The sequence below is a fragment of the Leifsonia sp. LS1 genome, from assembly GCF_020521355.1.
Lineage (GTDB): Bacteria > Actinomycetota > Actinomycetes > Actinomycetales > Microbacteriaceae > Leifsonia.
In genome coordinates this window covers 347,993-374,372 of sequence record NZ_BPER01000003.1, presented here as the reverse complement: position 1 = coordinate 374,372, position 26,380 = coordinate 347,993, and the positions used below count along the sequence as shown (strand labels likewise).

Annotated in this window: 26 protein-coding genes; 7 read left to right on the top strand and 19 right to left on the bottom strand. The window is 69.6% G+C overall.

Going from position 1 to position 26,380, the window contains the following annotated elements:
* Positions 1-71 precede the first annotated feature (71 nt).
* From guaA to LLS1_RS08020, 7 genes are all read right to left on the bottom strand, one after another.
* Complete coding sequence (gene guaA / locus LLS1_RS08050; protein ID WP_223361002.1) at positions 72-1,673, bottom strand: glutamine-hydrolyzing GMP synthase; 1,602 nt, start codon at positions 1,671-1,673, stop codon at positions 72-74.
* Positions 1,674-1,695: 22 nt separating this feature from the next.
* Positions 1,696-2,145, bottom strand: a complete 450-nt coding sequence (locus LLS1_RS08045) for a DUF3817 domain-containing protein (RefSeq protein ID WP_223357819.1) — start codon at positions 2,143-2,145, stop codon at positions 1,696-1,698.
* Between the two features lie 4 nt (positions 2,146-2,149).
* Entirely contained in the window at positions 2,150-2,956 is an 807-nt protein-coding gene (locus LLS1_RS08040) for an SURF1 family protein (RefSeq protein WP_226654604.1), read from the bottom strand.
* A 57-nt stretch (positions 2,957-3,013) separates the two neighbouring features.
* On the bottom strand, positions 3,014-4,399 hold the full coding sequence (locus LLS1_RS08035; RefSeq protein WP_226654603.1) for a cation:proton antiporter: 1,386 nt from the start codon (positions 4,397-4,399) through the stop codon (positions 3,014-3,016).
* A 4-nt stretch (positions 4,400-4,403) separates the two neighbouring features.
* A complete protein-coding gene (locus LLS1_RS08030; RefSeq protein WP_223357822.1) occupies positions 4,404-4,934 on the bottom strand; it encodes a cation:proton antiporter regulatory subunit in 531 nt (176 codons plus the stop codon).
* A 131-nt stretch (positions 4,935-5,065) separates the two neighbouring features.
* Positions 5,066-6,910: a glycerol-3-phosphate dehydrogenase/oxidase gene (locus LLS1_RS08025; protein WP_226654601.1), complete on the bottom strand. Its 1,845-nt coding sequence runs from the start codon at positions 6,908-6,910 to the stop codon at positions 5,066-5,068.
* A gap of 37 nt (positions 6,911-6,947) precedes the next feature.
* Entirely contained in the window at positions 6,948-8,066 is a 1,119-nt protein-coding gene (locus LLS1_RS08020; RefSeq protein WP_226654662.1) for a GuaB3 family IMP dehydrogenase-related protein, read from the bottom strand.
* Between the two features lie 77 nt (positions 8,067-8,143).
* Here LLS1_RS08020 and LLS1_RS08015 point away from each other — a divergent pair, with 77 nt between their 5' ends.
* From LLS1_RS08015 to LLS1_RS07990, 6 genes are all read left to right on the top strand, one after another.
* Positions 8,144-9,289: a MalY/PatB family protein gene (locus LLS1_RS08015; protein WP_226654599.1), complete on the top strand. Its 1,146-nt coding sequence runs from the start codon at positions 8,144-8,146 to the stop codon at positions 9,287-9,289.
* 135 nt (positions 9,290-9,424) lie between these two features.
* Positions 9,425-9,724, top strand: a complete 300-nt coding sequence (locus LLS1_RS08010) for a lactococcin 972 family bacteriocin (RefSeq protein WP_226654597.1) — start codon at positions 9,425-9,427, stop codon at positions 9,722-9,724.
* 93 nt (positions 9,725-9,817) lie between these two features.
* The gene (locus tag LLS1_RS08005; RefSeq protein ID WP_226654595.1) at positions 9,818-10,456 is read left to right on the top strand and encodes a hypothetical protein; all 639 of its coding nucleotides are present in this window, start codon (positions 9,818-9,820) and stop codon (positions 10,454-10,456) included.
* Positions 10,453-11,508 (top strand): peptidoglycan-binding protein, encoded by a 1,056-nt coding sequence (locus LLS1_RS08000; protein ID WP_226654594.1) that lies wholly within the window; start codon positions 10,453-10,455, stop codon positions 11,506-11,508. Before LLS1_RS08005 ends, LLS1_RS08000 begins: the two co-directional genes overlap by 4 nt.
* Positions 11,499-12,116, top strand: a complete 618-nt coding sequence (locus tag LLS1_RS07995) for an ATP-binding cassette domain-containing protein (RefSeq protein ID WP_226654592.1) — start codon at positions 11,499-11,501, stop codon at positions 12,114-12,116. Before LLS1_RS08000 ends, LLS1_RS07995 begins: the two co-directional genes overlap by 10 nt.
* Complete coding sequence (locus LLS1_RS07990; protein ID WP_226654590.1) at positions 12,065-13,183, top strand: hypothetical protein; 1,119 nt, start codon at positions 12,065-12,067, stop codon at positions 13,181-13,183. The genes LLS1_RS07995 and LLS1_RS07990 overlap by 52 nt, the downstream gene beginning before the upstream one ends.
* A gap of 22 nt (positions 13,184-13,205) precedes the next feature.
* On the opposite strand, the gene LLS1_RS07985 is transcribed toward LLS1_RS07990, so the two are convergent.
* The 11 genes from LLS1_RS07985 to groES form a co-directional block, all read right to left on the bottom strand.
* Positions 13,206-14,894 (bottom strand): ABC-F family ATP-binding cassette domain-containing protein, encoded by a 1,689-nt coding sequence (locus LLS1_RS07985; RefSeq protein WP_226654588.1) that lies wholly within the window; start codon positions 14,892-14,894, stop codon positions 13,206-13,208.
* Positions 14,895-15,005: 111 nt separating this feature from the next.
* Positions 15,006-16,508, bottom strand: coding sequence for an IMP dehydrogenase (gene guaB, locus LLS1_RS07980; RefSeq protein WP_226654586.1), 1,503 nt, complete (start codon positions 16,506-16,508; stop codon positions 15,006-15,008).
* A gap of 88 nt (positions 16,509-16,596) precedes the next feature.
* A complete protein-coding gene (locus tag LLS1_RS07975) occupies positions 16,597-17,361 on the bottom strand; it encodes an amino acid ABC transporter ATP-binding protein (RefSeq protein ID WP_226654584.1) in 765 nt (254 codons plus the stop codon).
* The gene (locus LLS1_RS07970; protein ID WP_226654582.1) at positions 17,358-18,323 is read right to left on the bottom strand and encodes an amino acid ABC transporter permease; all 966 of its coding nucleotides are present in this window, start codon (positions 18,321-18,323) and stop codon (positions 17,358-17,360) included. Before LLS1_RS07970 ends, LLS1_RS07975 begins: the two co-directional genes overlap by 4 nt.
* A 10-nt stretch (positions 18,324-18,333) precedes the next feature.
* Positions 18,334-19,233 carry a transporter substrate-binding domain-containing protein gene (locus LLS1_RS07965; protein WP_226654580.1) on the bottom strand — a complete coding sequence of 300 codons (900 nt, stop codon included), beginning with the start codon at positions 19,231-19,233 and terminating at the stop codon, positions 18,334-18,336.
* Positions 19,230-19,709: a DUF3830 family protein gene (locus tag LLS1_RS07960; protein WP_223357834.1), complete on the bottom strand. Its 480-nt coding sequence runs from the start codon at positions 19,707-19,709 to the stop codon at positions 19,230-19,232. Before LLS1_RS07960 ends, LLS1_RS07965 begins: the two co-directional genes overlap by 4 nt.
* A complete protein-coding gene (locus LLS1_RS07955) occupies positions 19,706-20,428 on the bottom strand; it encodes a gamma-glutamyl-gamma-aminobutyrate hydrolase family protein (protein WP_226654578.1) in 723 nt (240 codons plus the stop codon). The genes LLS1_RS07960 and LLS1_RS07955 overlap by 4 nt, the downstream gene beginning before the upstream one ends.
* Positions 20,425-21,915 (bottom strand): aldehyde dehydrogenase family protein, encoded by a 1,491-nt coding sequence (locus LLS1_RS07950; protein ID WP_226654577.1) that lies wholly within the window; start codon positions 21,913-21,915, stop codon positions 20,425-20,427. The genes LLS1_RS07955 and LLS1_RS07950 overlap by 4 nt, the downstream gene beginning before the upstream one ends.
* Positions 21,916-22,011: 96 nt before the next feature.
* Positions 22,012-23,007, bottom strand: a complete 996-nt coding sequence (locus tag LLS1_RS07945; protein ID WP_226654574.1) for an Lrp/AsnC family transcriptional regulator — start codon at positions 23,005-23,007, stop codon at positions 22,012-22,014.
* Between the two features lie 4 nt (positions 23,008-23,011).
* On the bottom strand, positions 23,012-23,941 hold the full coding sequence (gene rarD / locus LLS1_RS07940) for an EamA family transporter RarD (RefSeq protein ID WP_226654572.1): 930 nt from the start codon (positions 23,939-23,941) through the stop codon (positions 23,012-23,014).
* A gap of 84 nt (positions 23,942-24,025) precedes the next feature.
* A complete protein-coding gene (gene groES, locus LLS1_RS07935) occupies positions 24,026-24,322 on the bottom strand; it encodes a co-chaperone GroES (RefSeq protein WP_223357839.1) in 297 nt (98 codons plus the stop codon).
* 136 nt (positions 24,323-24,458) lie between these two features.
* Between groES and LLS1_RS07930 the strand changes: the two genes are divergently transcribed.
* Positions 24,459-25,646: a class I SAM-dependent methyltransferase gene (locus tag LLS1_RS07930; protein WP_226654570.1), complete on the top strand. Its 1,188-nt coding sequence runs from the start codon at positions 24,459-24,461 to the stop codon at positions 25,644-25,646.
* A gap of 30 nt (positions 25,647-25,676) precedes the next feature.
* On the opposite strand, the gene LLS1_RS07925 is transcribed toward LLS1_RS07930, so the two are convergent.
* Entirely contained in the window at positions 25,677-26,366 is a 690-nt protein-coding gene (locus LLS1_RS07925) for a DUF4190 domain-containing protein (protein ID WP_226654569.1), read from the bottom strand.
* Between the last annotated feature and the right edge of the window lie 14 nt (positions 26,367-26,380).

Genomic DNA, 26,380 nt, shown 5'->3' with positions numbered 1-26,380 from the left:
CGACGAAGGGCCCGGATGCCTCGCGGCATCCGGGCCCTTCGCGGTTCGCCCGCCATCACGGCGGCGGGAGGTCACTCCCACTCGATCGTCCCCGGCGGCTTCGACGTGACGTCGAGCACGACGCGGTTCACGCCGTCCACCTCATTGGTGATGCGGTTGGAGATCTTGGAGAGCAGGTCGTACGGCAGACGGGTCCAGTCGGCCGTCATGGCGTCCTCACTGGAGACCGGGCGGAGCACGATCGGATGACCGTAGGTGCGCCCGTCGCCCTGCACGCCCACCGAGCGGACATCGGCGAGCAGCACCACGGGGCACTGCCAGATCTCCGCGTCGAGGCCGGCGGCGGTCAGCTCGGAGCGCACGATGGCATCGGCGTCGCGCAGCAGGTCGAGACGCTCCTGCGTGACCTCTCCGACGATGCGGATGCCGAGGCCGGGACCGGGGAACGGCTGGCGGCCGACGATGACCTCCGGCAGGCCGAGCTCACGGCCGATCGCCCGCACCTCGTCCTTGAACAGGGTGCGCAGCGGCTCGACGAGCTCGAACTGGAGGTCCTCGGGGAGGCCGCCCACATTGTGGTGACTCTTGATGTTCGCGGTGCCGGTGCCGCCGCCCGACTCGACCACGTCCGGGTAGAGCGTGCCCTGGACCAGGAAGCGGATGGGGTCGCCCTCGTCGGCAGCCTCGGCGATGAGGTCGGCCTGTGCCTGCTCGAACACGCGGATGAACTCGCGACCGATAATCTTTCGCTTCGTCTCCGGGTCGCTGACGCCCGCCAGCGCGTCGAGGAACTGCTTCTGCGCGTTCACGGTCACGAGGCGGACGCCCGTGGAGGCGACGTAGTCGACCTCGACCTGCTTGGCCTCGTCCTTGCGCAGGAGGCCGTGGTCGACGAACACGCAGACGAGCTGGTCGCCGACGGCCTTGTGGACGAGGGCTGCGGCGACCGCCGAGTCGACACCGCCGGAGAGCGCGCAGAGCACACGGCCGCTGCCGACCTGTGCGCGGATCGCGGCGACCTGGTCGGCGATCACGTTGCCGCTGTTCCAGTCGGCCGGGATGCCCGCGGCACGGTGCAGGAAGTTCTCGAGCACGGCCTGGCCGTACTGGGAGTGCTTGACCTCCGGATGCCATTGCACGCCGTAGAGCTTGCGCTCCTCGTTGGCGAACGCGGCGACGGGGGTGTCATCGGTCGACGCGAGCACCTCGAAACCCTCGGGGGCGCGTGCGACCGAGTCGCCGTGGCTCATCCACGCGGTCTGCTCGTCGGGCTGGCCGGAGAGCAGGCCGTTCTCCTGCTCCGCGGCGCCGTCGACGACGCGGACCGCCGTCGAGCCGTACTCGCGGCGGCCGGTCTTGGCGACTTCGCCGCCGAGCGCGGTGGCCATCACCTGGAAGCCGTAGCAGATGCCGAGAACGGGGATGCCGAGCCCGAGGATCTCCTCGTCGAGGCGGGGCGCCCCCTCCTCGTACACGCTGGACGGTCCGCCCGAGAGCACGATGCCGGCCGGGCGCTTCGCGGCGACCTCGGCGGCCGTGACCGTGTGGGGCACGATCTCGGAGTACACGTTCGCCTCGCGCACCCGCCGCGCGATCAGCTGCGCATACTGCGCGCCGAAGTCGACGACGAGGACGGGACCGGCGGGATCGGCCGAGTCGGCCCCTCCGAGGATGTCGCTGAAAACGGGGTCGGTGCTAATTTGTCGCCTCCACGAGGTTCGCGGCCTCGGCCTCTCGGCCGGCCAGATAGGTCTTGACCTGCTTGCTGATGCGGATCTCCACGAAGAACGAGAGGAACGGCACGACGCCGCCGAGGGCGACCATGACGAACTTCGTGAACGGCCAGCGCATCAGACTCCACAGGCGGAAGTCGGAGAAGAGGTACACGACGTAGAGCCAGCCGTGCGCGATCAGGATGCCCGTGCTCAGGTCGACACCCGTGGGCGGCACCGGCGCATCCACCGCCACGAACGTCAGTGCGCCGTAGTTGCTGAACGCGAACAGCTCGTAGCCGAAGCCGTACTTGACGATCATCTCCGCACAGAGCAGCAGGAGCATGATGCCCGTGACGTACGCGAACACCTGGTAGAACCGGAGGGCCCCGCGGATCTTCGGGAAGTCTTCGAGCTTGGGAGCGAGGGGCATGGGGCTATTCTACTTTGCCCGCGGAGGCGCCCAGCCCGGCGAGCTCCTGCTCCCGCAGCTGCTCCTCACGCAGCTCGTCCTCCCGCTGCTTGGCGTCCTTCACCAGTCGGTACCAGAGGAAGATCGCGAAGCCGGCGAAGATGATCCACTCCGCCGCGTAGAAGATGTTGAGCCAGTTGAGCTCCGTCTGCGCGATGGGCGGCGGGGAGTAGATGGCGTCCAGCCCGTCCGATCCGCCGCGCTGCACGACGTACGCCGAGTACACGTCCATCCCGTCGACGCCGGTCCACAGGTTGTAGAGCGCGCCGATGCCGACGGTCCGCATCTGCGTCGGGTTGCTCTTGTCCTGCGGCACCTCGGGCTGCTCGTCGGGCAGGATGCGCCCGACGACGGTGACGGTGTTCTCGGGTTCGGCCGCGAGGCGTGCCAGGGCCGACTTCGCCGACGCCTCGTCGGGCGCCCAGCCGCGCGCGACCGCGAGCGCGGCCTCGGTGCCGTCGGCCTGCCGGAGGTTGAGGTGGCCGACGACCCACCAGCCCGACTTGCCCTCATTGAGCCGGCCGTCCAGGAGCTGGTAGTCGCCCGGGACGAAGCTGCCCGTGAACTCGACGAGCTGGCCCACCGCCTTGTCCGTGATCGGACCGTCCGGTTTCGCCACCTCGGCGAGCGGGAGCACCGTCTCGCTCGGCGCCTCGACCGCTTTGCCCGACTCGAGCGCGCGCTCAAGCTGCCACTGGCCGAGGGCGGCGAAACCGGCTGCCAGGGCGAGCGCGAAGACGAGTGCTCCGATCCACCGGGGGCGGAGCATCATCCGGAACAGCGTGGTCTCGCCCGTCATCGCGGGGCGAGAGGGGGTCGTGTCGATGGGTCAGTCCCGCTTTCGGTCGCCGCTCGTGTCTTCTTGTCCTGCGGCCTGCTGCTGCATGGCCTGCTCGACGATCCGGTCGACAGCCGCGCGCGTGTGGTCGGCGCTCGTGTCGTCGCGGCGCGCATCGGAGTCGAGGTCGGCGGTGGCGGCCTCCACGAGGGCGATCTCCTCGTCGAGCATGGGATCGCGCTTCTTCTTCCGGTCGCGTCGCTTCGACTTCTTCCCGGTCCGTAGGATCATCGCACCGATCCGCTCGGAGTTCGCTGCGAGGATCGGCCCGAGGATCGCCATGATGAGCACGTAGAGACCGGCGAACGGCTGGATGCGCTCGTCGAGGCCCGCGCTGAGCGACAGCGTCGCGAGGATGAGCGCGAACTCCCCCCGGTTCTGCAGGATCACGGTCGTGTTGATGCCCGCCTGGGCCCCCATCCCGTTGAGGCGAGCCACGAACTGCCCGGCGAGGATGTTGAGCACGATCGTCATGGCGACGGCGATCAGCACCGGCCCCAGCACCGAGGGGAACTTGGCCGGGTCGAGCTCGAGACCGAAGTTCAGGAAGAAGAAGGCCGCGAACACGTCGCGCAGCGGGATGGCGATGTGCTCGATCCTGTTGCGGTACTTGGTCGCGCCGAGGACGAGCCCGATCAGGAAGGCGCCGATCGCGTCGGTGACGCCGAGGATCTCCCCGACGCCGGCGAAGAGCACCGCGAGACCGAAGAAGAGGATCGTGAAGAGCTCGTCGTCCTTCGTCCGGAACAGCCGGGAGACGAATCTGCCGCCCCATCGCGCGAGCGTGAACATCACGACGAGGAACGTGAAGGCGATGACGAGTTTGAGGACCACGGGCCAGAAGTCGGTCTCGCCGCTCAGCACGACGGAGACGATGGCGAGGTAGATCGCGATGAAGATGTCCTCGACGACGGTCACGCCGAGGATCATCGGCGTCTCGGTGTTGGGCAGTCGTCGCAGCTCGATGAGCAGTTTCGTCACGATGGCCGACGACGACGTCGCCGTGATCCCCGCGATGATCAGGGCCTCGCGGGTTCCCCAGCCGACCCAGAAGCCGAACGCGAGCCCGACGCCCATGTTGATGAGGATGTAGGAGCCGCCGGAGATGATCAGCTTGCCGAAGTTGCCGAAGAACTCGTCCTGGTCGAATTCGAGGCCCAGATTGAACAGCAGCAGGATCAGTCCGAAGACGGCGATCAGCTCGATGTAGTGGCTCTCGAAGTCGAGCGGGAACCATCCGGTGTGCGGGCTGGCCAGCAGCCCGACGATCATGTAGATGGGAATCGCGGGGAGACCCACCAGCTTGCCGAGGCGCCCGAGCACGTACGCGACGAGCAGCAGGAGGCCGAGAATGATGAGATCTTCTCCGAGATGCATCGGATCAGCCTCCCGGCGGAGCGTCGGCGGTCACGCGGGCGGGCATCTCGCCGGTGCGGAAGAAGGCGAACGCCTTCGCCACCTTCTCCGGGGTGCCCGCGACGACGAGGGTGTCGCCGGGGAAGACCTTGAAGTCGGGCGCGGGAGCCGGGTTCGCGGAGTCCCCGCGCACGACGGCGACGACCGTGAGGCCGACGAAGCCGCGGTCACCGGGGGCGCCGAGCTGCTGACCGGCGATGTGGTCCTCGTAGTCGACCGTGAACCAGTCGATGCTGAGGCCGGGGATCTGGTCGAGCGCGGTGAGCGACTCGGTGATCTGGGTGCCGCCGAGCAGTTCCGCCAGCGTGTGCGCCTCGTCCTCGTTGAGACGGAGCGACACCTTGGTGACGTCGGCGCCGTCCTCGTGGTCCGAGAACGTGATGAGGTCGCTGTGCCCCGAGCGGTGCGCGATGACGCCGACCTTGCCGCCATCGTCGGTCACGAAGGTGTGGAGCACCCCGACCCCGGGTAGTTTGACCCGTCGAACGTCAACCATCGTCCGTCTCCGATCCGTCTGAGGCGATACCTCCAGCCTACCGGAGGCGTTCCCGGCGCACGGCCGGAGTCGCGGAGAGCGAACGCGGAGACGCGCGCCGCCCCCTCGGCACGAGGGGGCGGCGCATCGCCTCAGGCTTTCGCGGTGCCGCCTCTCGCCGCACCGGGCTTCGGCGCCCGGGTGCGGGACGGCTTGGCCGACGGCGCGGCCGCCACCGCCGCGGCCGCTGCCTTGTCGACATCCACGATGTCCGGAGCCTCGAGACGCACCCGGTCCGCCGACGCGTCGTCGGGCTGGAGCTGGCTCTCGCGCTCGGCGATGACGCGCTTGAGGTAGGTCTGCACCTCGCGCTCCTCGCGGGCGGCGTCCCAGCCGAGCACCTTCGCCATCAGCGACGCAGCGACCGGAGCGGCGGAGACACCGCGGTCCCAGGCCTCGATCGAGATGCGGGTGCGGCGGGCGAGCACGTCCTCCAGGTGGAGGGCGCCCTCGTGCGTTGCCGCGTAGACGACCTCCGCTCCCACGTAGTCGTCCGCACCGGGGAGCGGCTCGGCGAGGGAGCGGTCCGAGCGGATGAGCGCGAGGATGTCCTCCGTCAGTGTCCCGTACCGGTTGAGGAAGTGCTCGATCCGCGCAGGGTGGAGGTCGTTCTCCGCGGCGATCCGGCCGCGGCGGTTCCAGGCCGCCTGGTAGCCCTCGGCACCCACGAGCGCGATCTCGTCGGTGGTGCTCTGCGGGATCTTGCCGTCGAGCGCGTCGACGGCGGCGTCGATCGCGTCCTTCGCCATGATGCGGTAGGTCGTCCATTTGCCGCCCGCGATGACGACGAGCCCCGGCACCGAGTGCGCCACGAGGTGCTCGCGCGACAGCTTCGACGTCTGCTCGGACTCGCCCGCGAGCAGCGGCCGGAGGCCGGCGTAGACACCCTCGACATCCTCGCGGGTCAGCGGGACGTTCAGCACCTCGTTGACGTGGGCGAGCAGGTAGTCGATGTCGGCCGCGGTCGCCGCGGGATGCGCCTTGTCGAGGTGCCAGTCGGTGTCGGTCGTGCCGATGAGCCAGTGGCGACCCCACGGGATGACGAAGAGCACGCTCTTCTCCGTGCGCAGCAGCAGCCCCATCTTCGACTGGAAGCGGTCGCGCGGCACGACGAGGTGGATGCCTTTGGACGCGCGCACCTTGAACTGACCGCGCTCCCCGACCATCGACTGCGTGTCATCGGTCCAGACGCCCGTCGCGTTGACGACCTGCTTGGCGCGGATCTCGAACCGCTCGTCCGTCTCGAGGTCGCGCGCCTGCACGCCGACCACGCGCTCCCCCACTTTGAGGAACCCCTCGACCCGCACGCGGGGCGCGATGTGAGCGCCGTAGTGGGCGGCGGTGCGCGCGAGATTGGCGACGTAGCGGGCGTCGTCGACTTGCGCGTCGTAGTAGGTGATGCCGCCCACGAGTGCGTCGGGGGCCATGCTCGGGATCGCCTTCAGCACCTGACGGCGGCTGAGGTGACGGTGGTGCGGCACGCCCGGCGGGCGCAGACCCGTGTACGAGAAGATGTCGTACAGCATCATGCCGGCGCCGATGTAGAGGCGCTCGAACACGCGCTTGTGCAGCGGGTAGAGGAAACGTACGGGCTTCACGAGGTGGGGCGCGATGCGCTGCAGCAGCAGGCCGCGCTCGATCAGGGCCTCCCGGACCAGACGGAAGTCGAGCTGTTCGAGGTAGCGGATGCCGCCGTGCACCAGCTTGGACGACCGGCTCGACGTGCCGGCGGCGAAATCGCGCGCCTCCACCAGACCGACCGAGAGACCGCGGGTGACGGCGTCGACGGCGCTGCCGGTGCCGACGATGCCGCCGCCGACCACGAGGATGTCGAGCTCGGTCTCCTTCAGCGCCGCGATCGCCGCGGCGCGCTCGGCCGGGCCGAGCCGTGACGGATACGCCACAGCAGGGTCGGACGTGGATCGTGATTCAACCATCGTTGCCTCCCTCTCCCGGCCGCCATCGGCCGCGGGTCTAGTGCGCTTGGTACGGTGCGACGACCACCTCGACGCGCTGGAACTCCTTCAGGTCCGAGTATCCCGTCGTCGCCATGCTCCGGCGCAAGGCTCCCACCAGATTCGCAGTCCCCTCGGCGACGGGCGCCGGTCCGTACAGGATCTCCTCGAGCGGGGCGACCTGGCCGACCTGCACGCGGTTGCCGCGCGGGAGGTGGGGGTGGTGCGCCTCGGCGCCCCAGTGCCAGCCGCCGCCGGGGGCGTCGGTCGCTCGCGCCAGAGTGGAGCCGAGCATGACCGCGTCCGCGCCGCAGGCGATGGCCTTGACGATGTCTCCGGAGCTGCCGAGGCCGCCGTCGGCGATGACGTGGACGTAGCGGCCGCCCGACTCGTCCATGTAGTCGCGGCGCGCGCCGGCGACGTCGGCGACCGCGGTCGCCATCGGGGCGTGGATGCCGAGGGTGGAGCGCGTGGTGGAGGCCGCGCCGCCGCCGAAGCCGACCAGGACGCCCGCAGCGCCGGTGCGCATGAGGTGCAGGGCCGCCGTGTAGGTGGCCGCGCCGCCGACGATCACCGGGACGTCCAGCTCGTAGATGAACTTCTTGAGATTGAGCGGCTCGACGCTCCTCGAGACGTGCTCGGCCGAGACGGTCGTGCCGCGGATGACGAAGAGGTCGACGCCGGCGGCGACGACGGTCTCGTAGAGGTCCTGCGTGCGCTGCGGTGAGAGAGCGCCGGCGACAGTGACACCGGCCTCGCGGATCTCCGCCAGACGCTGGGTCACCAGCTCGGGCTTGATCGGCTCCGCGTAGATCTCCTGCATGCGCGAAGTGGCCTTCGCGGGGGGCAGCTCGCGGATCTCGGCGAGCAGCGGCTCCGGATCCTCGTAGCGCGTCCAGAGACCCTCGAGGTCGAGCACGCCGAGGCCGCCGAGCTGGCCCATCATGATCGCCGTGGTGGGCGACACCACCGAGTCCATCGGGGCCGCGAGGAACGGGATGGAGAACTGGTACGCGTCGATGCCCCAGGACACCGACACATCCTCCGGGTCGCGGGTGCGCCGGCTGGGCACCACCGCGATGTCGTCGAAGGCGTACACGCGGCGGGCGCGCTTGGCACGCCCGATCTCAATCTCCATGCTCACCTCCCCAGTCTATGGCCCACCCTCCCGCGGGCGGCCTGCCGCCTCCCCGCCGGGACTGGCAGAGTGGAGGGATGAAGGTCGACGCCGAGCCCCTGGACCGCCTCCGCCAGCGCACCAGCGAGAAGTGGCGCGCCTATCCCGACGACGTGCTTCCGCTGTTCGTGGCCGAGATGGACTACCCGCTCGCCGAACCGATCGCCGCCGCCCTGCACGCCGCGGTCGACCGCTCCGACACCGGGTACGTCGGACCGCAGCGCGGCATGGAGACGGCCTTCGCCGAGCACGCGCGCGAGCGCTGGGGCTGGGCCGTCGATCAGGCGCAGGTGCGCACCTCCACCGACATCGGCGTCGTCGTCGTGGAGGCGCTCCGCCGGCTGATAGCGCCCGGCGATCCGGTGATCATCACGCCGCCGGTGTATCCGCCGTTCTTCTCGTACGTCCCGGAGGCCGGCGGCGTGGTGGAGGAGGTCCCGCTCGTCGACGACGGCAGCACCTGGTCGCTCGACCTGGCCGGCATCGAGCGCGCCTTCGCGAGCGGCGCACGCGCCCTGCTGCTGTGCAACCCGCACAACCCGCTCGGACTGGTGCACCCGCCCGAGCAGTTGCGCGTGGTGGCGGAACTGGCGGAGCGCTACGGCGCGAGCGTCGTCAGCGACGAGGTGCACGCGTCGCTCACGCATCGCGATGCGGAATTCACCCCGTTCCTCCGCGTCTCCGACGCCGCACGCCGCGTCGGCATCGCCGCCCACGCCGCGAGCAAGGCCTGGAACCTGGCCGGCCTCAAGTGCGCTTTCTTCGTGACCGCGGGTGAGGAGCAGGCCGCGCTCGTCCGCGGCCTGCCCGTCGAGATCGAGGAGCGCACGAGCCTGTTCGGCCGCATCGCGGCCGAAGCCGCCTACCGCGAGGGGATGCCGTGGCTCGAGGGTGCGCTCGATGCTGTCGAGGCCAACCGCGTGCTGCTCGCCGACCTCCTCGCCGCGCACGTCCCCGAGGCGCTCTACCGGCAGCCGCACGCCAGCTATCTGGCCTGGATCGACCTGCGCGCACTCGGCTGGGGCGACGACCCGGCCCAGCGCATCCTCGCCGAGACGAAGGTCGCGCTGGGCAACGGGCCGGCGTTCGGCCGCGAAGGCCGCGGCTACGCGCGCGTCAACCTGGCCTGCTCGCCGGAGGTGCTGACCGAGGCGGTGACACGGATCGGGCGGATGCGACACTGACACCCGCGATACCGCGATACCGAAGTCGAAATATCAGCATTGTTTAAATGGAGTTCTATAGGTAGCGTGTCACAGGGGCACTCATCGTCCCTCCTCACCAGACAGAGCCGTCTGGACCCCGAAAGCGAGAACGACATGCGACTGAAGAAATCACTCATCGCGACCGCGTTGGCCGCTGGAGTCTTGACCGGGGGCACCCTGCTCTCGGCGGCTCCCGCCAATGCGTACGTCAGCTACCCGGAGGGAGGCACCTGGGACTACGGCAACTCGGGTTCGACGTGGTCGCATTACCACCACCCGAGCAAGGTTCACCGTTCGACGGCGTGCAACTCCTACACCTGTTTGCGGTCTGCAGACGCGGGGCGCGGCTCGTGGTCACGGGCCACCGTCGCGTGGACCGTGACCGGAAACACTTGGTACTACGACAACTACTGAGCGGGCACGGGGTGGTGGGTCGTCGCGGATCCGCCACCCCTCGCGCCGCTCGAGAAGCCGACTGCTGCTGCACACTCGACCACCGGTGAACACATGACCTCCACGACACGTTCCGCATCGCTCTTCTGGGCCGCCTTCCTCACCGTCGCGCTCAGTCTGTCCGGCTGTTCGCAGCCTCCCTCATCTGCACCACCCGCCTCCGTGCAGGGCGGATCGACCGGTCCGGAGTTCGCGGGACCATGGGCGGACGAGTTCGGCTCCGTCTTCCGTCGAGCGACGACCGAGTTCGAGCGCACGGCCCTGGCGGACGGCCGAATCTCCGACGCCGAGTTCGCCGAGATGGAGAATCGCTTCACGACGTGTCTCACCGAACGCAACGTGACGTTCGGCGGCTTCAAGCCCGGAGGCGGCTACGAGTTCCGGCCCGGCGCGGGCGTGTCCTCAGAGAAGGCCAACACGATCGCAGATGACTGCTCTGCGAGCTCCGGCCTGAACACGATCGGCTACCTGTACTTCGCGATGCAACGGAATCCGCAGAACCTCGACGAAGCGCGACTCATGGCAGCGTGCCTGGTCGAGAAGAAGGCCGTGCCCGCCGGATACTCGGCCGCGGACTACGACCGCGACTCGCCTGACATGACCTATCCGTTCATCAGCGATTCGGCGGGTGATCACGCGCTGGACGAGTGCAGCGCAGATCCGCTCGGAATCCTCGGCACGGGAGACGAATGAGCCGACGTCTGCTCTCGAGGATCACTCTGCTGTCCGTGATCGGGATCGTGCTCTTCGCGGGGGGAGCGTGCGCGGCGTGGCTCTGGTTCTCCCCGGCCGTTCCCGCTTCTCTCGCCGGACCGTCGGCGGCAGCCGAAGCTCCCATCGCCTACCGCGATTTCACGGATCCCCGCACGGTTTCGCTCGCTTTCACTTCTCACCCCGAGACCCCGCTGGTGTCGGAAGCGTCGGGACGGCTCACGGCGTCGTCATGCTCCCCCGGAACGACCGTCGAGTCCGGTCTCCCTTTCGCGTCGATGAACGGCGAGCCCCTGATCGCTCTGGCGACCAGCGCGCCGTTGTGGAGGGACCTCGCGGCAGGCGACAGAGGCGACGACGTGCGCTCGCTTCAAGCCGAACTCACCAGGCTCGGTTTTCCTGTGACGAACGACGGCGCGGTCGGGACGCAGACCCTCGCGGCGGTCGCGAAACTCTTCGCCCGAGCGGGTGACGATGCCCTCCCGGCGACGACGATCTCCACCGCCCGATTCGTCTGGCTTCCGACCCCCGCGACGACGATCCTGGCCTGCGACGCCCACGTCGGTGAGTCGTTGGGAGTAGGCGGAACGCTCGCGACGGCGGTCGGCGGACTCGCCTCGGTCTCCATCGTCCCGTTGCCTCGAGACCTCGTCGACGGCGCACGGACTCTCACGGTCGATGAGGTGACCGTCCCGGTCGACCGCGCGGGAGACGTCACGGCCACCGAAGCCTTGTCGGCACTGGCCGGCACTCCGTCATACGCGTCCGCCACGACCTCTTCGCGCGAGACGGGGTCCGCCGGCGAGGCGATCTCCGGTCAGCTCGCGCTGGAGGCTCCTGTAGAAATCGCCACGGTCCCGCCGACCGCTGTCCATTCGGTGCGAGGAAACAGCGGATGCCTCTCCTCGCGCGGGACGGGATATCCGGTGACGATCGTCGGCTCCCAGCTCGGTCAGACGTTCGTGCGGTTCGCGGGGGAAGCACGCCCGACCTCAGCCGACCTCTCACCGACGGGCGACTCCGCGTGCTCGTGACCTTGGAGGGCGTCGGCCACCGTTTCGGCGAGGCCGGGTGGTTGTTCCGGGGCCTGGACTTCCAGTTTCATCCGGGCGAGACATATGCCCTCACCGGGCCCTCCGGCTCAGGCAAGAGCACACTCCTTTCGCTGTTGGCGCGACTCGCTCGGCCGTGCGAGGGACGCATCCGATTCGACGGTGTGCACCGGGTGAACTGGGTCTTCCAGAATCCGTTCGGGTCCGCACGTCGCACCGCCCTCGACCACGTCACGCTTCCACTGCTCACTCGCGGCGCGTCGATGCGGTCCGCCGAGCGTCAGGCCCACGACCTGCTTGCACGGTTCGAACTCGCGGAGGTCGCCCAGCGACCGTTCGGAGAGCTGTCGGGCGGCGAGGCGCAGCGGTTGATGCTCGCTCGGGGCCTGGCCTCGCAGCCGGACCTGCTCCTGATCGATGAGCCGACGGCGCAGCTGGATGCGTACAACGCGGAACGAGTGGACGCGGCCATCGCGGCGACGGCGGAGAGCGACGTGATCGTGATCGTGGCGACCCATGATCCGCGCACCACGGCGAGGTGCAGTGTCCGGCTCGACCTCCGGCCCCTCCCCGGCGGAAGGGCGCGATAAGGCTCGGTGCGATCCTCCGCGAAGCGGCCCGGGACATCGCGACCGGAACGACCCGCTTCGCAGGGTTCAGCATCCTACTGGCGATCGCGATCTCCGGACTGATCTCCGCCGACGGGATCGCGATCGCGCGACAGATCGCGGAGGCCGAGGACTTCCGCGAAGCGGGTGGGTCCACGCAGATCCTGACCGCCGAAGGACGCATCGATCCGGCGCAATGCGAGAGGCTCGGCGACCTCCCCGACGTGGTCGCGTCCGGTGCGCTTCGATCGGACGCCGACAAGGTGAGAGTCAGCGTCCTCCCGAATGCCCCGGTGCCGTCTTTCGAGGTTTCACCGGGGTTCGCCGACGTCCTGTCGGCGCGGTCCGGCAACCGATCGGGCACACTGATCTCGCGTGATCTGGCCTTGGACGTCGGAGCGCAGGTCGGAGAATCGATCGCGACGGACCGAGGCTCGATGACCGTCGCATCGACGTTCGCTTATCCCTCGGACGGACGGCGACCGGGTTTGGGATACGCCGTCCTCTCCATCACGGCCGACCCGAGCGGATTCGACGAATGCTGGGTCACGGCGTGGCCGCAGCTGACGAATCTTCGAGCACTTCTCTTCGGCACCATGACTCCCGGGTCAGACCCCGCCTCGAAGCCGCAGATCTCGCAGCTGAACACGTCCCACGGCCTGTCCGTCGCCGGCGAGGCCGGATTCTTGGGACGACTGACACGCGCCGCCGTGCCGGTGGCAGCGATGGTCGGAGTCGGACTCGGGTTCGTCAGCGTTCGGCTGCGGCGCCTGCAGCTGGCATCGGCACTCCACGCGGGGGTACGGCGAGTCGACCTTATCTCGACCCAGCTGCTCCAAGCACTTGCCTGGGCTTCGTCCGCCGCGGTCATCGGTCTCGCGCTCGCCGGCGTCACCGCGTCATTCGTCCCGGGGGAGGATCAGGGCGCCGTCTTCGACGCCGTCTCCGGTATCCCCCTCGCGGCCGCCGTCGGAGCCGTCGGCGGCGCCTTTGTCGCGACGCTGAGCGCACGGGAGAAGCAGCTCTACCGCTACTTCGCAGAGCGGTGACACGGATCGGGCGGATGCGCGGCTAACGCGCCCGCGTCACCCGTCTCTCGTCCCACACGGGCTCGTCCGTCTCGTAGACCTCGCCGTCCGCCCCGAAGACCAGGAACCGGTCGAAGCCGCGCGCGAACCACCTGTCGTGCGTCACCGCGATCACGGTTCCCTCGTAGTCGGCGAGTCCGTCCTCCAGCGCTTCCGCCGAGACGAGGTCGAGGTTGTCGGTGGGCTCGTCGAGCAGCAGCAGCGTCGCGCCCGACAGCTCCAGGAGCAGGATCTGCAGGCGGGCCTGCTGGCCGCCGGAGAGCGAGTCGAAGGTCTGCTCCGCCGACGCGGCCAGGCCGTAGCGGTCCAGCACGCGGCTGGCGGCCTCACGGGGCATGCCTGCACGCCGGTCGTCGCCGCGGTGGAGGATGTCGAGCAGCGTGCGACCGACCAGCTCGGGGTGCTCGTGCGCTTGTGCGAACAGGCCGGGAGCCACGCGGGCCCCGAGCTTCGCGACGCCGGTGTGCGGCACCGGCGGGCCCGCGTGCTCCGCCGCGGCGAGATGGCCGGCGCCGGGGTCGGGATCCGTGCCGCCCGCCGCGAGCAGGCGCAGGAAGTGCGACTTGCCCGAGCCGTTCGACCCGAGCACCGCGACGCGCTCACCGAACCAGATCTCCCCGTCGAAGGGACGCATCAGCCCGGTCAACTCGAGTCGCTGCAGCTCGGTGACGCGGCGGCCCGTACGGGACCCGGTCAGCCGCATCCGCACGCTCTGCTCGCGCGGCCGCTCCTGGGGAGGACCGGCCGCCTCGAACTTCGCGAGGCGCGTCTGCGCGGCCTGGTACGCGTTCGCCAGGTCGGAGTTGTACTTGGCCTTCTCCTTGAACCGCAGCACGAGGGCCTTGAGCTTGGCGTGCTCCTCGTCCCAGCGCCGGCGCAGCTCCTCGAGCCGGGCCATCCGCTCGTCGCGGGCCTGGTGGTACCCGCCGAAGCCGCCCCCGTGCGTCCACGTGCTGTTGCCTGCCGCGCCGAGTTCCAGCGTCACGATGCGGTCGGCCGCGTTCGCGAGCAGTTCGCGGTCGTGCGAGACCAGCAGGACGGTCTTGGGCGTCGCCCGCAACTGCTCCTCCAGCCAGCGCTTCGCCGGCACGTCGAGGTAGTTGTCCGGCTCGTCGAGGAGCAGCACCTGCTCGGGTCCGCGCAGCAGCGCCTCCAGCACCAGGCGTTTCTGCTCTCCACCGGAGAGGGTCCGAACCAGGCGGTACTGCGCCCGCTCGAACGGGACGCCGAGCGCGGAGACGGTGCAGTTGTCCCACACGACCTCCTGGTCGTACCCTCCGGCGTCGGCGTACTCGGCGAGGGCGTTCGCGTAGCGCAGCTGCGTGTCGGTCTCGTCACGCTCGATGATCGCCTCCTCGGCCGCCGCGAGGGCCTCGGCCGCCCGGCGGACGGCCGAGGGAGCGACGCCGACGAGCAGATCGCGCACCGTGCGGTCGTCACGCACGTGGCCGACGAACTGGTCCATGACGCCGAGGCCGCCGTCGATGACGACGCCGCCCGATTCGGGCCGGACCTCCCCGCGGATGATGCGCAGCAGAGTGGACTTGCCGGCTCCGTTCGCGCCGATCAGTGCGGAGACCGTGCCGTCGCCGACACGGAAGGAGACGTCGTCGAGCAGCGGTCGCCCATCGGCGAGGGTGTACGAGACGCCGGAGACGTCGATATGGCCCACGGTGGAACTCCTGGAGGACGGTGGTGAGATGCCTCGCCGGTGGGCAAAGCCTTCCAGGATAAACGAAGTCGCCGCCCGCGTCGAATGCGGGCGGCGACTTCGTGAGACGGTCTAGCGGCGGTAGTTCGGAGCCTCGACGACCATCTGGATGTCGTGCGGGTGCGACTCCTTCAACCCGGCCGCGGTGATGCGGACGAACTTGCCGCGCTCCTTCAGCTCGGTGATCGTGCGCGCGCCGACGTAGAACATCGACTGGCGCAGGCCGCCGACGAGCTGGTAGGCGACGGCGGCGAGAGGTCCGCGATAGGGGACCTGCCCCTCGATGCCTTCGGCGATGAGCTGCTCGTCACTCGGCACGTCCGCCTGGAAGTAGCGGTCGCGGGAGTACGAGGTCTTCTTGCCACGGGTCTGCAGCGCGCCGAGCGAGCCCATGCCGCGGTAGTTCTTGAACTGCTTGCCGTTGACGAAGACGAGGTCGCCGGGCGACTCGGCCGTGCCCGCGAGCAGCGACCCGAGCATGACGCTGTCCGCGCCGGCGACGAGCGCCTTGGCGATGTCGCCCGAGTACTGCAGACCGCCGTCCGCAATCAGCGGCACACCGGCGGGATGAGCGGCGAGCGAGGCCTCATAGACCGCCGTGACCTGGGGCACGCCGACACCCGCGACGACACGCGTCGTGCAGATGGAACCCGGTCCGACACCGACCTTGATCGCGTCAGCGCCCGCGTCCACGAGCGCCTGGGCGCCGGTGCGGGTCGCGACGTTGCCGCCGATCACGTCGACGTGCGAGGCCCGCGGCTCGTGCTTGAGGCGGCTGACGATGTCGAGCACGCCGCGGCTGTCGCCGTTCGCGGTGTCGACCACGATGACGTCCACGCCCGCGTCGACCAGGGTCATCGCACGCTCCCACGCGTCGCCGAAGAAGCCGATCGCGGCGCCGACGCGCAGACGGCCCTCGTCGTCCTTGGTGGCGTCCGGATACTTCTCGCTCTTGTCGAAGTCCTTCACGGTGATGAGACCGCGGAGCGTGCCGTCGGCGTCCACCAGGGGGAGCTTCTCGATCTTGTGCTCCGCGAAGATCGCGACCGCGGCGTCGGGGTCGATCCCGACCGGAGCGGTGATGAGCGGCTGGCGGGTCATGACGTCGCGCACCAGCGTCGTCGACCGCTCGAACGGGGACACGAAACGCATGTCGCGGTTGGTGATGATGCCGACGAGCCGGCCGTCTCCCTCGACCACGGGGAGACCGCTGACGCGGAACTGACCGCAGAGCGCGTCGACCTCCTCGACCGTCGCCTCGGGGGTCGTGGTCACCGGGTTGGTGATCATGCCGGACTCGGAGCGCTTCACCTTGTCGACGTGCGCCGCCTGGTCCTCGATGGAGAGGTTGCGGTGCAGGATGCCGATGCCGCCGTGGCGCGCCATCGCGACGGCCATGCGGGACTCGGTGACGGTGTCCATCGCGCTCGAGAGCAGCGGGGTCGCCATGGTGATGCGCTTGGTCAGGCGCGTCGAGGTGTCAGCCTCGCTCGGGATGACGTCGGTGTGCCCGGGGAGCAGCATGACGTCGTCGTAGGTCAAACCGATGAATCCGAACGGATCCGCCTGGTCCATTTCACCCCTATCAAGATGCGCGTATGTGGATGTCCCATGGTAACGGCTCCGGCCTGTGCTCTATTCCGAATCGGCTGGGCGTCGGCCGTCAGAGCACACGGGAGAGGAAGTCGCGCGTGCGCGCGTTGGCGGCGCCGTCGACCGTGAGGCGGTCGGAGGGGCCCGCCTCGACGATGCGCCCGTTCTCCATGAACACGAAACGGTCGCACACCTCCCGGGCGAATCCGATCTCGTGCGTGACGATCACCAGCGTCATGCCGGTCGTCGCGAGTCCCTTGATCACGTCCAGGACTTCGCTCACCAGTTCGGGGTCGAGCGCGCTCGTCGGCTCGTCGAAGAGCATGAGTTTCGGGTGCATGGCCAGGGCACGCGCGATGGCGACGCGCTGCTGCTGGCCGCCGGAGAGCTGCGCCGGGTAGGCGTCGGCCTTGTGGTCGAGGCCCACCTGGCGCAGGAGGTCGTGCGCCTCGGCGATCGCCTCCGCCTTCGGCCGCTTCAGCACGCCGACGGGCGCCTCGATCACGTTCTGCAGCACCGTCAGATGTGCGAACAGGTTGAAACTCTGGAACACCATCCCGATGTCCTGGCGCTGCCGCGCCTCGGCCCGGCCGGAGAGCTCGCGCATGACGCCTTTGCGGGGCTTCCAGCCGAGCTCCTCGCCGTCCAGGACGATGCGTCCGCGATCGATGCGCTCGAGCATGTTCATGCACCGCAGGAGGGTGCTCTTCCCCGCGCCGGAGGGGCCGAGGAGGACGACGGTCTCGCCCCGCTCGACGTCGAGGCTCACGTCGTCGATGACGGTCACGTCGTCGTAGCGCTTCGTGACGTCGGTCACCTGCAGGAAGGGGCTCATGCGCGGTTCTCCTTCGGCGCGGTGTCGGAGGCCGCCGCGTTCTCGGCGACGGTGTCGTCCGGGGTGGCGGAGTCCGGGAGGATCGGGTCGGCGTCGATCGTCCGCCGTCCGACGCGCGACGGCGACGAGCGCAGAGCGCGCTCGATGAAGAACTGCCCGATCGACAGGATCGAGACGACGATCATGTACCACAGGGTCGCGACGATCAGGAGCGGGACGATCCGGAAATTGGACGAGTAGATCTGCTGCACCGAGTACATGAGGTCGGGCACGGCGATGAAGGCGACGAGCGAGGTCGACTTCAACAGGTTGATGGTGTCGTTGGCGATCGGCGGGAGCGCGACCCGGAACGCCTGCGGGAAGACGATCTTCATCATGGTGCGCGTGCGCGTCATCCCCAAGGCGACGGCCGCCTCCCGCTGGCCGGTCGGCACGGATTGGATGGATGCGCGCAGGACCTCCGACGTGTAGGCCGCCTGCTGGAGTGAGAACGTCACGATCGCGGCGACCATCGGGTTGATGAGCTCCTGCGTGTTGATCGAGACGAACACCGGCCCGTAGGGGATCCCGAGGTCGATCGTCGGCCAGAGCAGCGACAGGTTGAAAGTCAGCACCAGCAGCACCAGCAGCGGGATCGACCGGAAGAACCAGACGTAGAGCCAGGCGAGCCCGCGCAGCACCGGGTTGTCGGAGAGCCGCATCGTGGCGAGCAGCGCTCCCAGGACGACGGCGACGACGATGGAGACCGCGGTGATGAGCAGCGTGCGGCCGAGACCGGCCAGCACGTCGTAGTTCAGGAAGTACTGCCCGATCGTCGGCCAGTCCAGGGCCTGGTTGAACGCCAGACCCTGGAGCCAGCCGAGCAGGAGGAGCACGAGCAGGGCGGCGACCACCCAGCGCGCGAGATGGCGGTTGGGGATGTGCGGCGCGAGGGCCGCCGATCCCTGTTCGTGTTCGGGCATGGGGGTGCTGCTACTCTCCGACGTTGGGGTTCGGGTTGACTTCTGCCTTGTCGATGGCGTCGCCCTCGACCCCGTACTTCTTGAGGATCTTCGTGTACTCGCCGTTCGCGATGAGCTCGTTGATGGAGTCGGCGAGCGCCTGCGCCATCCCGTTGCCCTTCTTAGTGGCGATACCGATGAGGACGAACTGGTACTTCGGGCCGCCGATGGTGAACTGACCCGACGACTGCTTCGAAATGTACCCGAGGTTCGTCAGCGTCGCCGTCGTGGCATCGACCTGCTTGCTGCTGACGGCGAGGGTCGCCGCCCCCTGGTCGGCGAAGGTCTGGACGCTGATCGCCTGCTTGCCGGCCGCGGTGCACTTCGTCGACTGCTCCTGGAGCACCGGGATGGCGCTGTCCGCCGCGACGACGGAGATCTTCAGGCCGCACAGGTCGTCCAGGCTCGACCCCAGGTCGGCGCCCTTCAGGCCCATGAACTGGTAATGGTCCTCGAGGAAGGAGACCTGGTCGAAGGTCTTCTCGCGCTCCGCTGTGACGTCGGCGCCGAACGCACCGAAGTACGTGCCGCTGTTGACGCCGAGGAGCGCGTTCTCGAACGAATCCTGCTTGAGGGTCACCTTCGTGCCCCAGGGGCCGCCGACGGCGGTGGCGAGGTCGGTGCTGATGCCGACGATCTTGCCGCCGTCGAGGTAGGCGTAGGGCGGGTACCCGGTGACGGCCGGCGCCACCAGGTCTTTGCCGGCGAATGCGTCGGGCAGCTTCACCGTCGCGGCCGAGGAGCCGGCGGAGGGGGTGCCCGACGAGGATGCCGTGCCGCTGCTGCAGCCGGTGAGCAGCGCGGCTGCTGCAGCCGCGATGCCGATGCCCGCGGCGAGGGGGCCGCGGAGCCGTGAACGTGTGATCGTCATTCGATTCTCCCGATGGTGAGTTTCTTCAGTCCGATGGTGCGGGTCTCCTGGCACGCCGCGGCGAACTCCTCGAGTCCGCTGGTGATCGACGCCCAGATGGTGCAGGGTGTCCAGCCGAGCGGGCCGAAGATCCGGCCGCCCTTGCCGTAGAAGATGCCGACCTCCCACAGCTCGAAGTCCAGCCCGGCCATGAGCTCCTTCGGCTGGAAGAACCAGACCAGGTCGCCCGCCGCGGGGATGACCTGCTGGTTCTCCGCCGGGAGGGCGGTCGGGTCGAACGTCTGCGCGCTCTGCGGCAGCCCGAACATGATCTCGGGTCCGGCGTACATCGCGTGCATGACATCGTCACTCACGGGCGACTCCAGTGCGCTCCAGATCGCCTCGGCGGTCCGGGGCGCCGCGTCGAGCAGCAATGTCGCTTCCGCGCGCGGTCCCCCCTCGAACTCGAGGAAGATGCGCTTGGGGGTCGTGCTCACACGAACTCCTTTCTCTGTTGGATGGCAGCGGGGCGTCGGCGATAGGAATCGGCCGCCGCGATGAAGGGCGCGAGCAGGCGCGTCGCGTGCGCGCGCCCATCCGGGCCCGGCATCTTCTCCGGGTGCCACTGCACCGCGCGGAGGAAACGTGAGACGTCCGTGCCGGCGACCGCCTCGACGGTCCCGTCGTCGGCACGGGCGGCGATGGACAGACCGGCGCCCAGACGATCGATCGCCTGGTGATGGATCGAGTTCACGATGCCGTCGTCGGGGAGGGAATCCGCGACCCAGCCGGCAGCGTCCACGATCCGGTGCCGGCTGAGCCGCTCCTCCCCGCGCCCGACAGCGGGGTGGTCCGGGGTGTGCGGGAGGTCGTCGACGAGCGTGCCGCCGCGGTGGACGTTGAGGACCTGGAGGCCGCGACAGATGCCGAAGACGGGCATCCCGAGCCGCTGGGCCTCCCTGAGGAGCGCCGACTCGGTGGCATCCCGCGAGCCGGACGCGACGTCCTGGCCTCCGGACAGCAGCAGGCCGTCGACGCGCTGGAGGAGCGCGACGGCGTCCGGCTCGACGACATCGGGAACGAGCACGGGGATGCCGCCGGCGGCCTGGACGCTGTCGGCGTACTCGCCGCCCAGCGTGTACAGGTCCGTCCGGGCGCCGAGGACGGTCGGCAAGGCCCGGCGCCAGACCGTGACGGCGATGATCGGCCCGGTCATGCGCCCAGCTCGATCCAGGTGCTCTTCACATCCGTGTACTTGTCGACGGCGTGGGCGCCCTTGTCCCGGCCGAATCCGCTGTCCCCCACGCCGCCGAAGGGCATCGACATGTCGCCCTCCTCGTAGCAGTTGACCCAGACGGTCCCCGCGCGGAGACGACGGGACACACGGTGGGCCGCGGAGAGGTCGCGGGTCCAGAGACCGGCGCCGAGGCCGAAGGGCGTGCCGTTGGCGACAGCGACCGCCTCGTCGACGCTGTCGACCGCGAGGACGGAGAGCACCGGTCCGAACACCTCCGCCTGGGCGATCTCCATCTCGGGCCGTACGCCGGTGAGCACGATCGGGGCGACGTAGCTGCCCTTCCCCGTGCCGATGTCGTAGCGGGAGGCGCTCCCGGCCGCGAGAACGGCGCCGTCGGCGAGCGCCCGGTCGACGAAGCCCAGGATGCGCTCGAGCTGCCGTTCGCTGACGACGGCCCCGCTCGGGGCGTCCCCCGCCAGCGGGTCGGCCGGCGCCATCGCGACCGCCTGGGCGATGGCCGCCTCCACGGCCGCGTCGTGCACGTCCCGCAGGACCACCATGCGCGACGACGCGCTGCACATCTGACCCTGGTTGTAGAACGCACCCCAGGCGCTGGTGCGGCCGGCCGCCTCCACGTCGGCGTCGCTCAGGACGACCGAGGCCGACTTGCCGCCGAGCTCGGGCCACACCCGCTTGCCGTTCGACTCCGCCGAGTAGAGGAGGAAGCGGCGTCCGACCCCGACGGAGCCGGTGAACGTCAGGACGTCGACGCCGGGATGACGACCGAGAGCCTCGCCGACCGTGTCCCCGCGGCCCGGTACCACGTTGAGCACGCCCGCGGGCAGTCCCGCCTCGAGCGCCAGCTCGGCCAGACGCAGGGCGGAGACGCTGGTCTGCTCGGCCGGCTTCAGTACGACACTGTTGCCCGCGACGAGCGCGGGGCCGAGCTTCCAGGCGGTCATCGTCAGTGGGAAGTTCCACGGCACGACGGCTCCGACCACCCCGGCCGGCTCGCGCGTCACCAGGGCGAGGGCATCGGGGGTCGCCTGGGGGGCCTCGTCCGACAGCTTGTCGGCGAGCTGTCCGTACCACCGCAGGCACTGTGCCACCGCCCGCAGCTCGACTCCGAGGGCATCCTGGACGGGCTTCCCCATCTCGAGCGAGATGCGCAGGGCGAGCTCTCGGGCGTTGGCTTCGACGAGGTCGCCGAACCGGACAAGCGTGCGTCCGCGTTCGACGGCAGCGCAGCGGGACCATGCGCCACCGTCGAACGCGGCGCGCGCGGAACGCACCGCGGCATCCACGTCCGAGGCGACGCCGTCGGCGACGGTCGCGAGCACCGCTCCGTCGCGCGGGCTGACGAGGTCGAACCCGGCGGCGGCGTCGGAGAGGAGCCGGCGGCCGCCGATGAGCGGCGCAGTGTCCCACTCCAGGTTCTCCGCCTCATCCTGCCAGGTGTCGCGCATTGCCGCCCTCTCTCCAGTAGTTGAAGTGAGGTTATGCGTTAACGGCCACTATCGCAATCAAAAACTACGCTTTCGGCCACTTCTGCAACAAGATGTTTACAAATCAGCCATATCCACTGAATCGGAGACGAGCATCGGGCCGCGACGGACGGGCTGCAGCACCACCGAGGTCTGCGCCTGCGTCACGCCGAGCGCCGCGACATCCTCGGTGAGGAACCGGTAGAGCGCGTGCTCGTCCTCCACCACGCAGTCCACCAGCACCTGCGTCGCCCCGGTGCACGCCGCGCAGAAGCGGACGGACGGGTGCCGGCCGAGCGCGGCGCCGACCTCCTCGACCCGATCCGGAGACACCTGGAGCCAGGTGAGCGCCTCGACACGCAGCCCGTGCAGAGCCGGACTGATCTCGGTGCGCACATGGAGGACTCCCGCCGCCAGCAGTGCGTCGAGTCGCCGCTTCACGGTCGGCGGCGTGACGCCGATGCGGTCGGCGACATCGCTCGCCGTCGCGCGGCCATCCTCTGCGAGCACGGCCACGAGTCGGTCGTCGTCGGCGGAGAGGACCATCCGTCCCCCGGCACGCGGCGTGTCGCTGACGCCGTTGCGCAGGTGCGCGAGCACGGCCGGCGGAAGAGGGATGGCGGTCCAGTCGAACCCGGACCGGAAGTACTTGAGCACTGTCCCGACGCGCACGGAGACCAGGTGATCGAGTTCGGGGAGGTCCTCCACGACCAGGCGCGCACTGTCCTCGGGGGTACGCGGCATCAGCTGGCAGATCACGTCGGCTCCGCTCTCCAGCACCGACACGCTCGAGGCGTCGGTGCGGGTGGCGAGGGCACGCGCGACGGCGACGGCGTGCCCGGGTCGAGTTCCGATCTGGATGACGAGCGGACGCGCGTCGCCGACCATCGTCGTGTCGAGGTAGGTGGAGACGCGCACGGCCCCCACGTCGAGCAGTCGCTGCCCGCGGCGCGCGACCGTGCGCACGGGGGCGTCGAGCACGGTCGCGATGAGCCCCCAGCTGGCACGGCCGTTCGCCTGCAGCGCCGCCGCGATACGGGAGTCGAGTTCGTCGAAGTCGGTCGAGATGGCCACGGCCCTACGCTAGCCGCGCATCCCGGCGCGTGGCGCGAGCGGAGAGGATCATGTCGGCGCTGAGGACGACGAGTGCGAGCCAGACGATCCCGAATCCGAGCCACCGCTCGGGCGGCATCGCCTCGTGGAGCACGAACACGCCGACGAGGAACTGGATGAGCGGGGTGATGTACTGCACGAAGCCCATGTACACCAGGGGGAGGCGACGCGACGCCGCCGCGAAGAACAGCAAAGGCACCGCCGTGACCACGCCCGCGCCGGCGAGTGCGACCGCGTGCCAGACGCCGTACGCCCCGAGAGTGATGCCCATGGTCATGCCCACGACGACGAGCTGCACCACCGCGACAGGCGTGAGCCACATCGTCTCGAGAGTGAGGCCGGAGACCGCGTCGACGGCGGGGCCGACGCGCTTCTTGATGAGCCCGTAGAGCCCGAACGACAAGGCGAGCACCAGCGCGATCCACGGGAACGCCCCGTAGCCGACCGCCAGCACGACCACCGCGACGGCGCTCAGCCCGACCGCCACCCACTGAGCCGGGCGCAGCCCCTCCCGCTGCACAAGCACCCCGAGCAGGATGGTGACGATCGGGTTGATGAAGTATCCGAGAGCCGCCTCGACGACGTGGCCGGTCACGGTGGCGAGCACGTACGTCTGCCAGTTGACGTAGATGAGGGCTCCGGCGAGCGCCATCGTGAACAGGATGCGCGGGGTGCGCAGCAGCCCGATGAACGGACGCCACGCCCGCGTGACGGTCAGCAGAAGTGCGCAGAAGACCAGCGAGAACACGACCCGCCAGGCGACGATCTCCCACGCGGTGGCCGGAGCCAGGGCGATGAAGTAGAGGGTCAGCACACCCCACAGCACATGTGCGGAGAGGGCGAAGATCAGTCCGGAGGTGCGGTGGTCGGCCGCGCGGGGAGAAGGTGGTGCCACCCGACCGACTCTAGCCACAGCGGCCGACGAACGACGACGGCCCGGATGCCAGAGGCATCCGGGCCGATCGTGGAGCGGGGTGCGTCAGCGGACGACGACCGCGAGCACGTCGCGGGCCGAGAGCACGAGGAAGTCCTCGCCGCCGAACTTGACCTCGGTGCCACCGTACTTGGAGTAGATGACCTTGTCGCCGACGGCGACGTCGAGGGGGATGCGGTTGCCGTTGTCGTCGATGCGGCCGGGGCCCACGGCGACGACCTCGCCCTCCTGCGGCTTCTCCTTGGCGGTGTCGGGGATGACCAGACCGGACGCAGTGGTCTGCTCAGCCTCGACCTGCTTGATGACGATGCGATCTTCGAGCGGCTTGATGGAGACCGACACGTTGACCCCTTTCCTATGACGAACGGTGTCTTGACAGAAGACGTGATTAGCAGCCTCGCACTGCGAGTGCTAACAGGAGTCTAGAGGGTGCGTTAGCAGTCACGCAACGTGAGTGCCAGGAGGTAGCGTGAGGGTCATGGACCGGTCCGAATTCCTCGAACTGCTGAGCCCGGAGGGGCTCCGGCTGCTCGACTCCCTTCCGCCGTACCAGACGGAGAAGGACGTGGTCCGGCTCGTCTCGGATCTGCGCAAGCAGGGCCACGCCCCCGGCCTCGTGGCCGCTGTGCTGACGCAGTCGAAGCTGCGGCGGAAGGCCGTCGCGAAATTCGGCGACTTCGCCTCCCGGATGCTCTTCACGGAGGCCGGCCTCGAACAGGCGACGCGTCTCGCGGTGGCCGCCCGGCATGCGGGCCGCTTCCGCTCGGCCGGCCTCACCCGCGTCGCCGACCTCGGCTGCGGGATCGGCGGCGACGCCCTCGCCGTCGCGGCGATCGAGCTGGACGTGACGGCCGTCGAGGCCGACGAGGTCACGGCCGCGATCGCGGCGTACAACCTGGCTCCGTTCCCGAACGCGACGGTGGTGCACGGCCGCGCCGAGGACGCCGATCTGCGCGGCGTCGACGCCGTCTTCCTCGACCCCGCGCGTCGCACCGCCGGCCACACGCAGACCGAGCGGCTCACCGACCCCGACGATTACACACCCTCGCTCGGCTTCGCCTACGAACTCGCGACCGGCCGGTCGGTCGGGCTCAAGCTGGGCCCCGGATTCGATCGCGACCTCATCCCGTCGAACGCCGAGGCGCAGTGGATCTCGTCCGACGGGCAGGTCGTCGAGCTCGGCCTCTGGTTCGGTGCGCTCGCGCGGTCGCACATCCGCCGCGCCGCGCTGGTGCTGCGCGGCGACGAGGCCTATGAGCTCACGGCGGAGAGCGACAGCGAAGACGCCGAGACCGGCGAACTCGGCGAATACGTCTACGAGCCGGACGGCTCCGTCATCCGCGCTCGCTTGATCGGCGACCTCGCCCGGCAGCTGGACGGCCGGATGGTCGCCGACGGCATCGCCTACATCACGACGGACCACGCGATGCCGACGCCGTTCGCCGCCGGATTCCGGGTGCTCGAGACGCTGCCGTACGGGGAGCGGGATCTGAGGCGGGCCCTGCGCGAGCGCGGCGTCGGCTCCCTGGAGATCAAGAAGCGCGGCGTGGATGTCGATCCCGCCGCGCTCCGCAGACGTCTGGCGCTCGCAGGCGACCGCTCGGCGACCCTGATCCTGACTCGGATCGCCGGGCGGCACACCGCCCTGCTGGCCGAGCGGCTCTGACGCCGCCCGGCCAGCGCGAGCCGTGTCCGCTCAGTAGGTGTTGTAGGTGGCGCTGAAGCTGGCGAAGAGGACCGCCAGCCCGATCCACACGATGATGGCGATCGCGATGCTGACGAAGCCGAGGATGAGGCCGGTGAGCCAGAACCCCTTCGCCTGCGGCTCCTTGCTGCGACCGAGGAAGCCGAGGACGACCGCCGCGACTCCGAAGAGCACGCCGACGCCCCATGCGATGTTGAGCACGATGCCGACGATGCCGCCGACGAGGGACAGGATGCTCAGGATCGGCGACTTGGACGGCGCGGCGTAGGGCTGGGCGTAGCCGGGGGCCGGCTGTCCGTAGGCCGGCGCTCCGTAGCCCGGAGCCGGCTGCTGCTGGCCGTACGGCGCCTGCTGCTGCCCGTACGGCTGCTGCGGCTGCTGTCCATAGGGCTGCTGCGGCTGCTGGCCGTAGGGCTGCTGCGGTGCCTGCGGCTGCTGGCCGTACGGCGCCTGCGGCTGCTGGCCGTACGGCTGCTGCGGAGCCTGCGGCTGAGCGTAGGGCTGCGGAGGCGTGTACGCGGGTGCCGCGGGCGGAACCGGAGCGGCGGGTGCGGCCGGGGTGGGCTCTGCGGCGGCGGGCGTGGGCTCAGGGGCGGCCGGGGCGACGGGCTCCGCGGGCGGGACCACTCCGTTCTGGGCGTCGGGGTCCGTGGGGCCGGCGGGCGCGTTCGGATCGGTCATGTTCCGCATCTCCT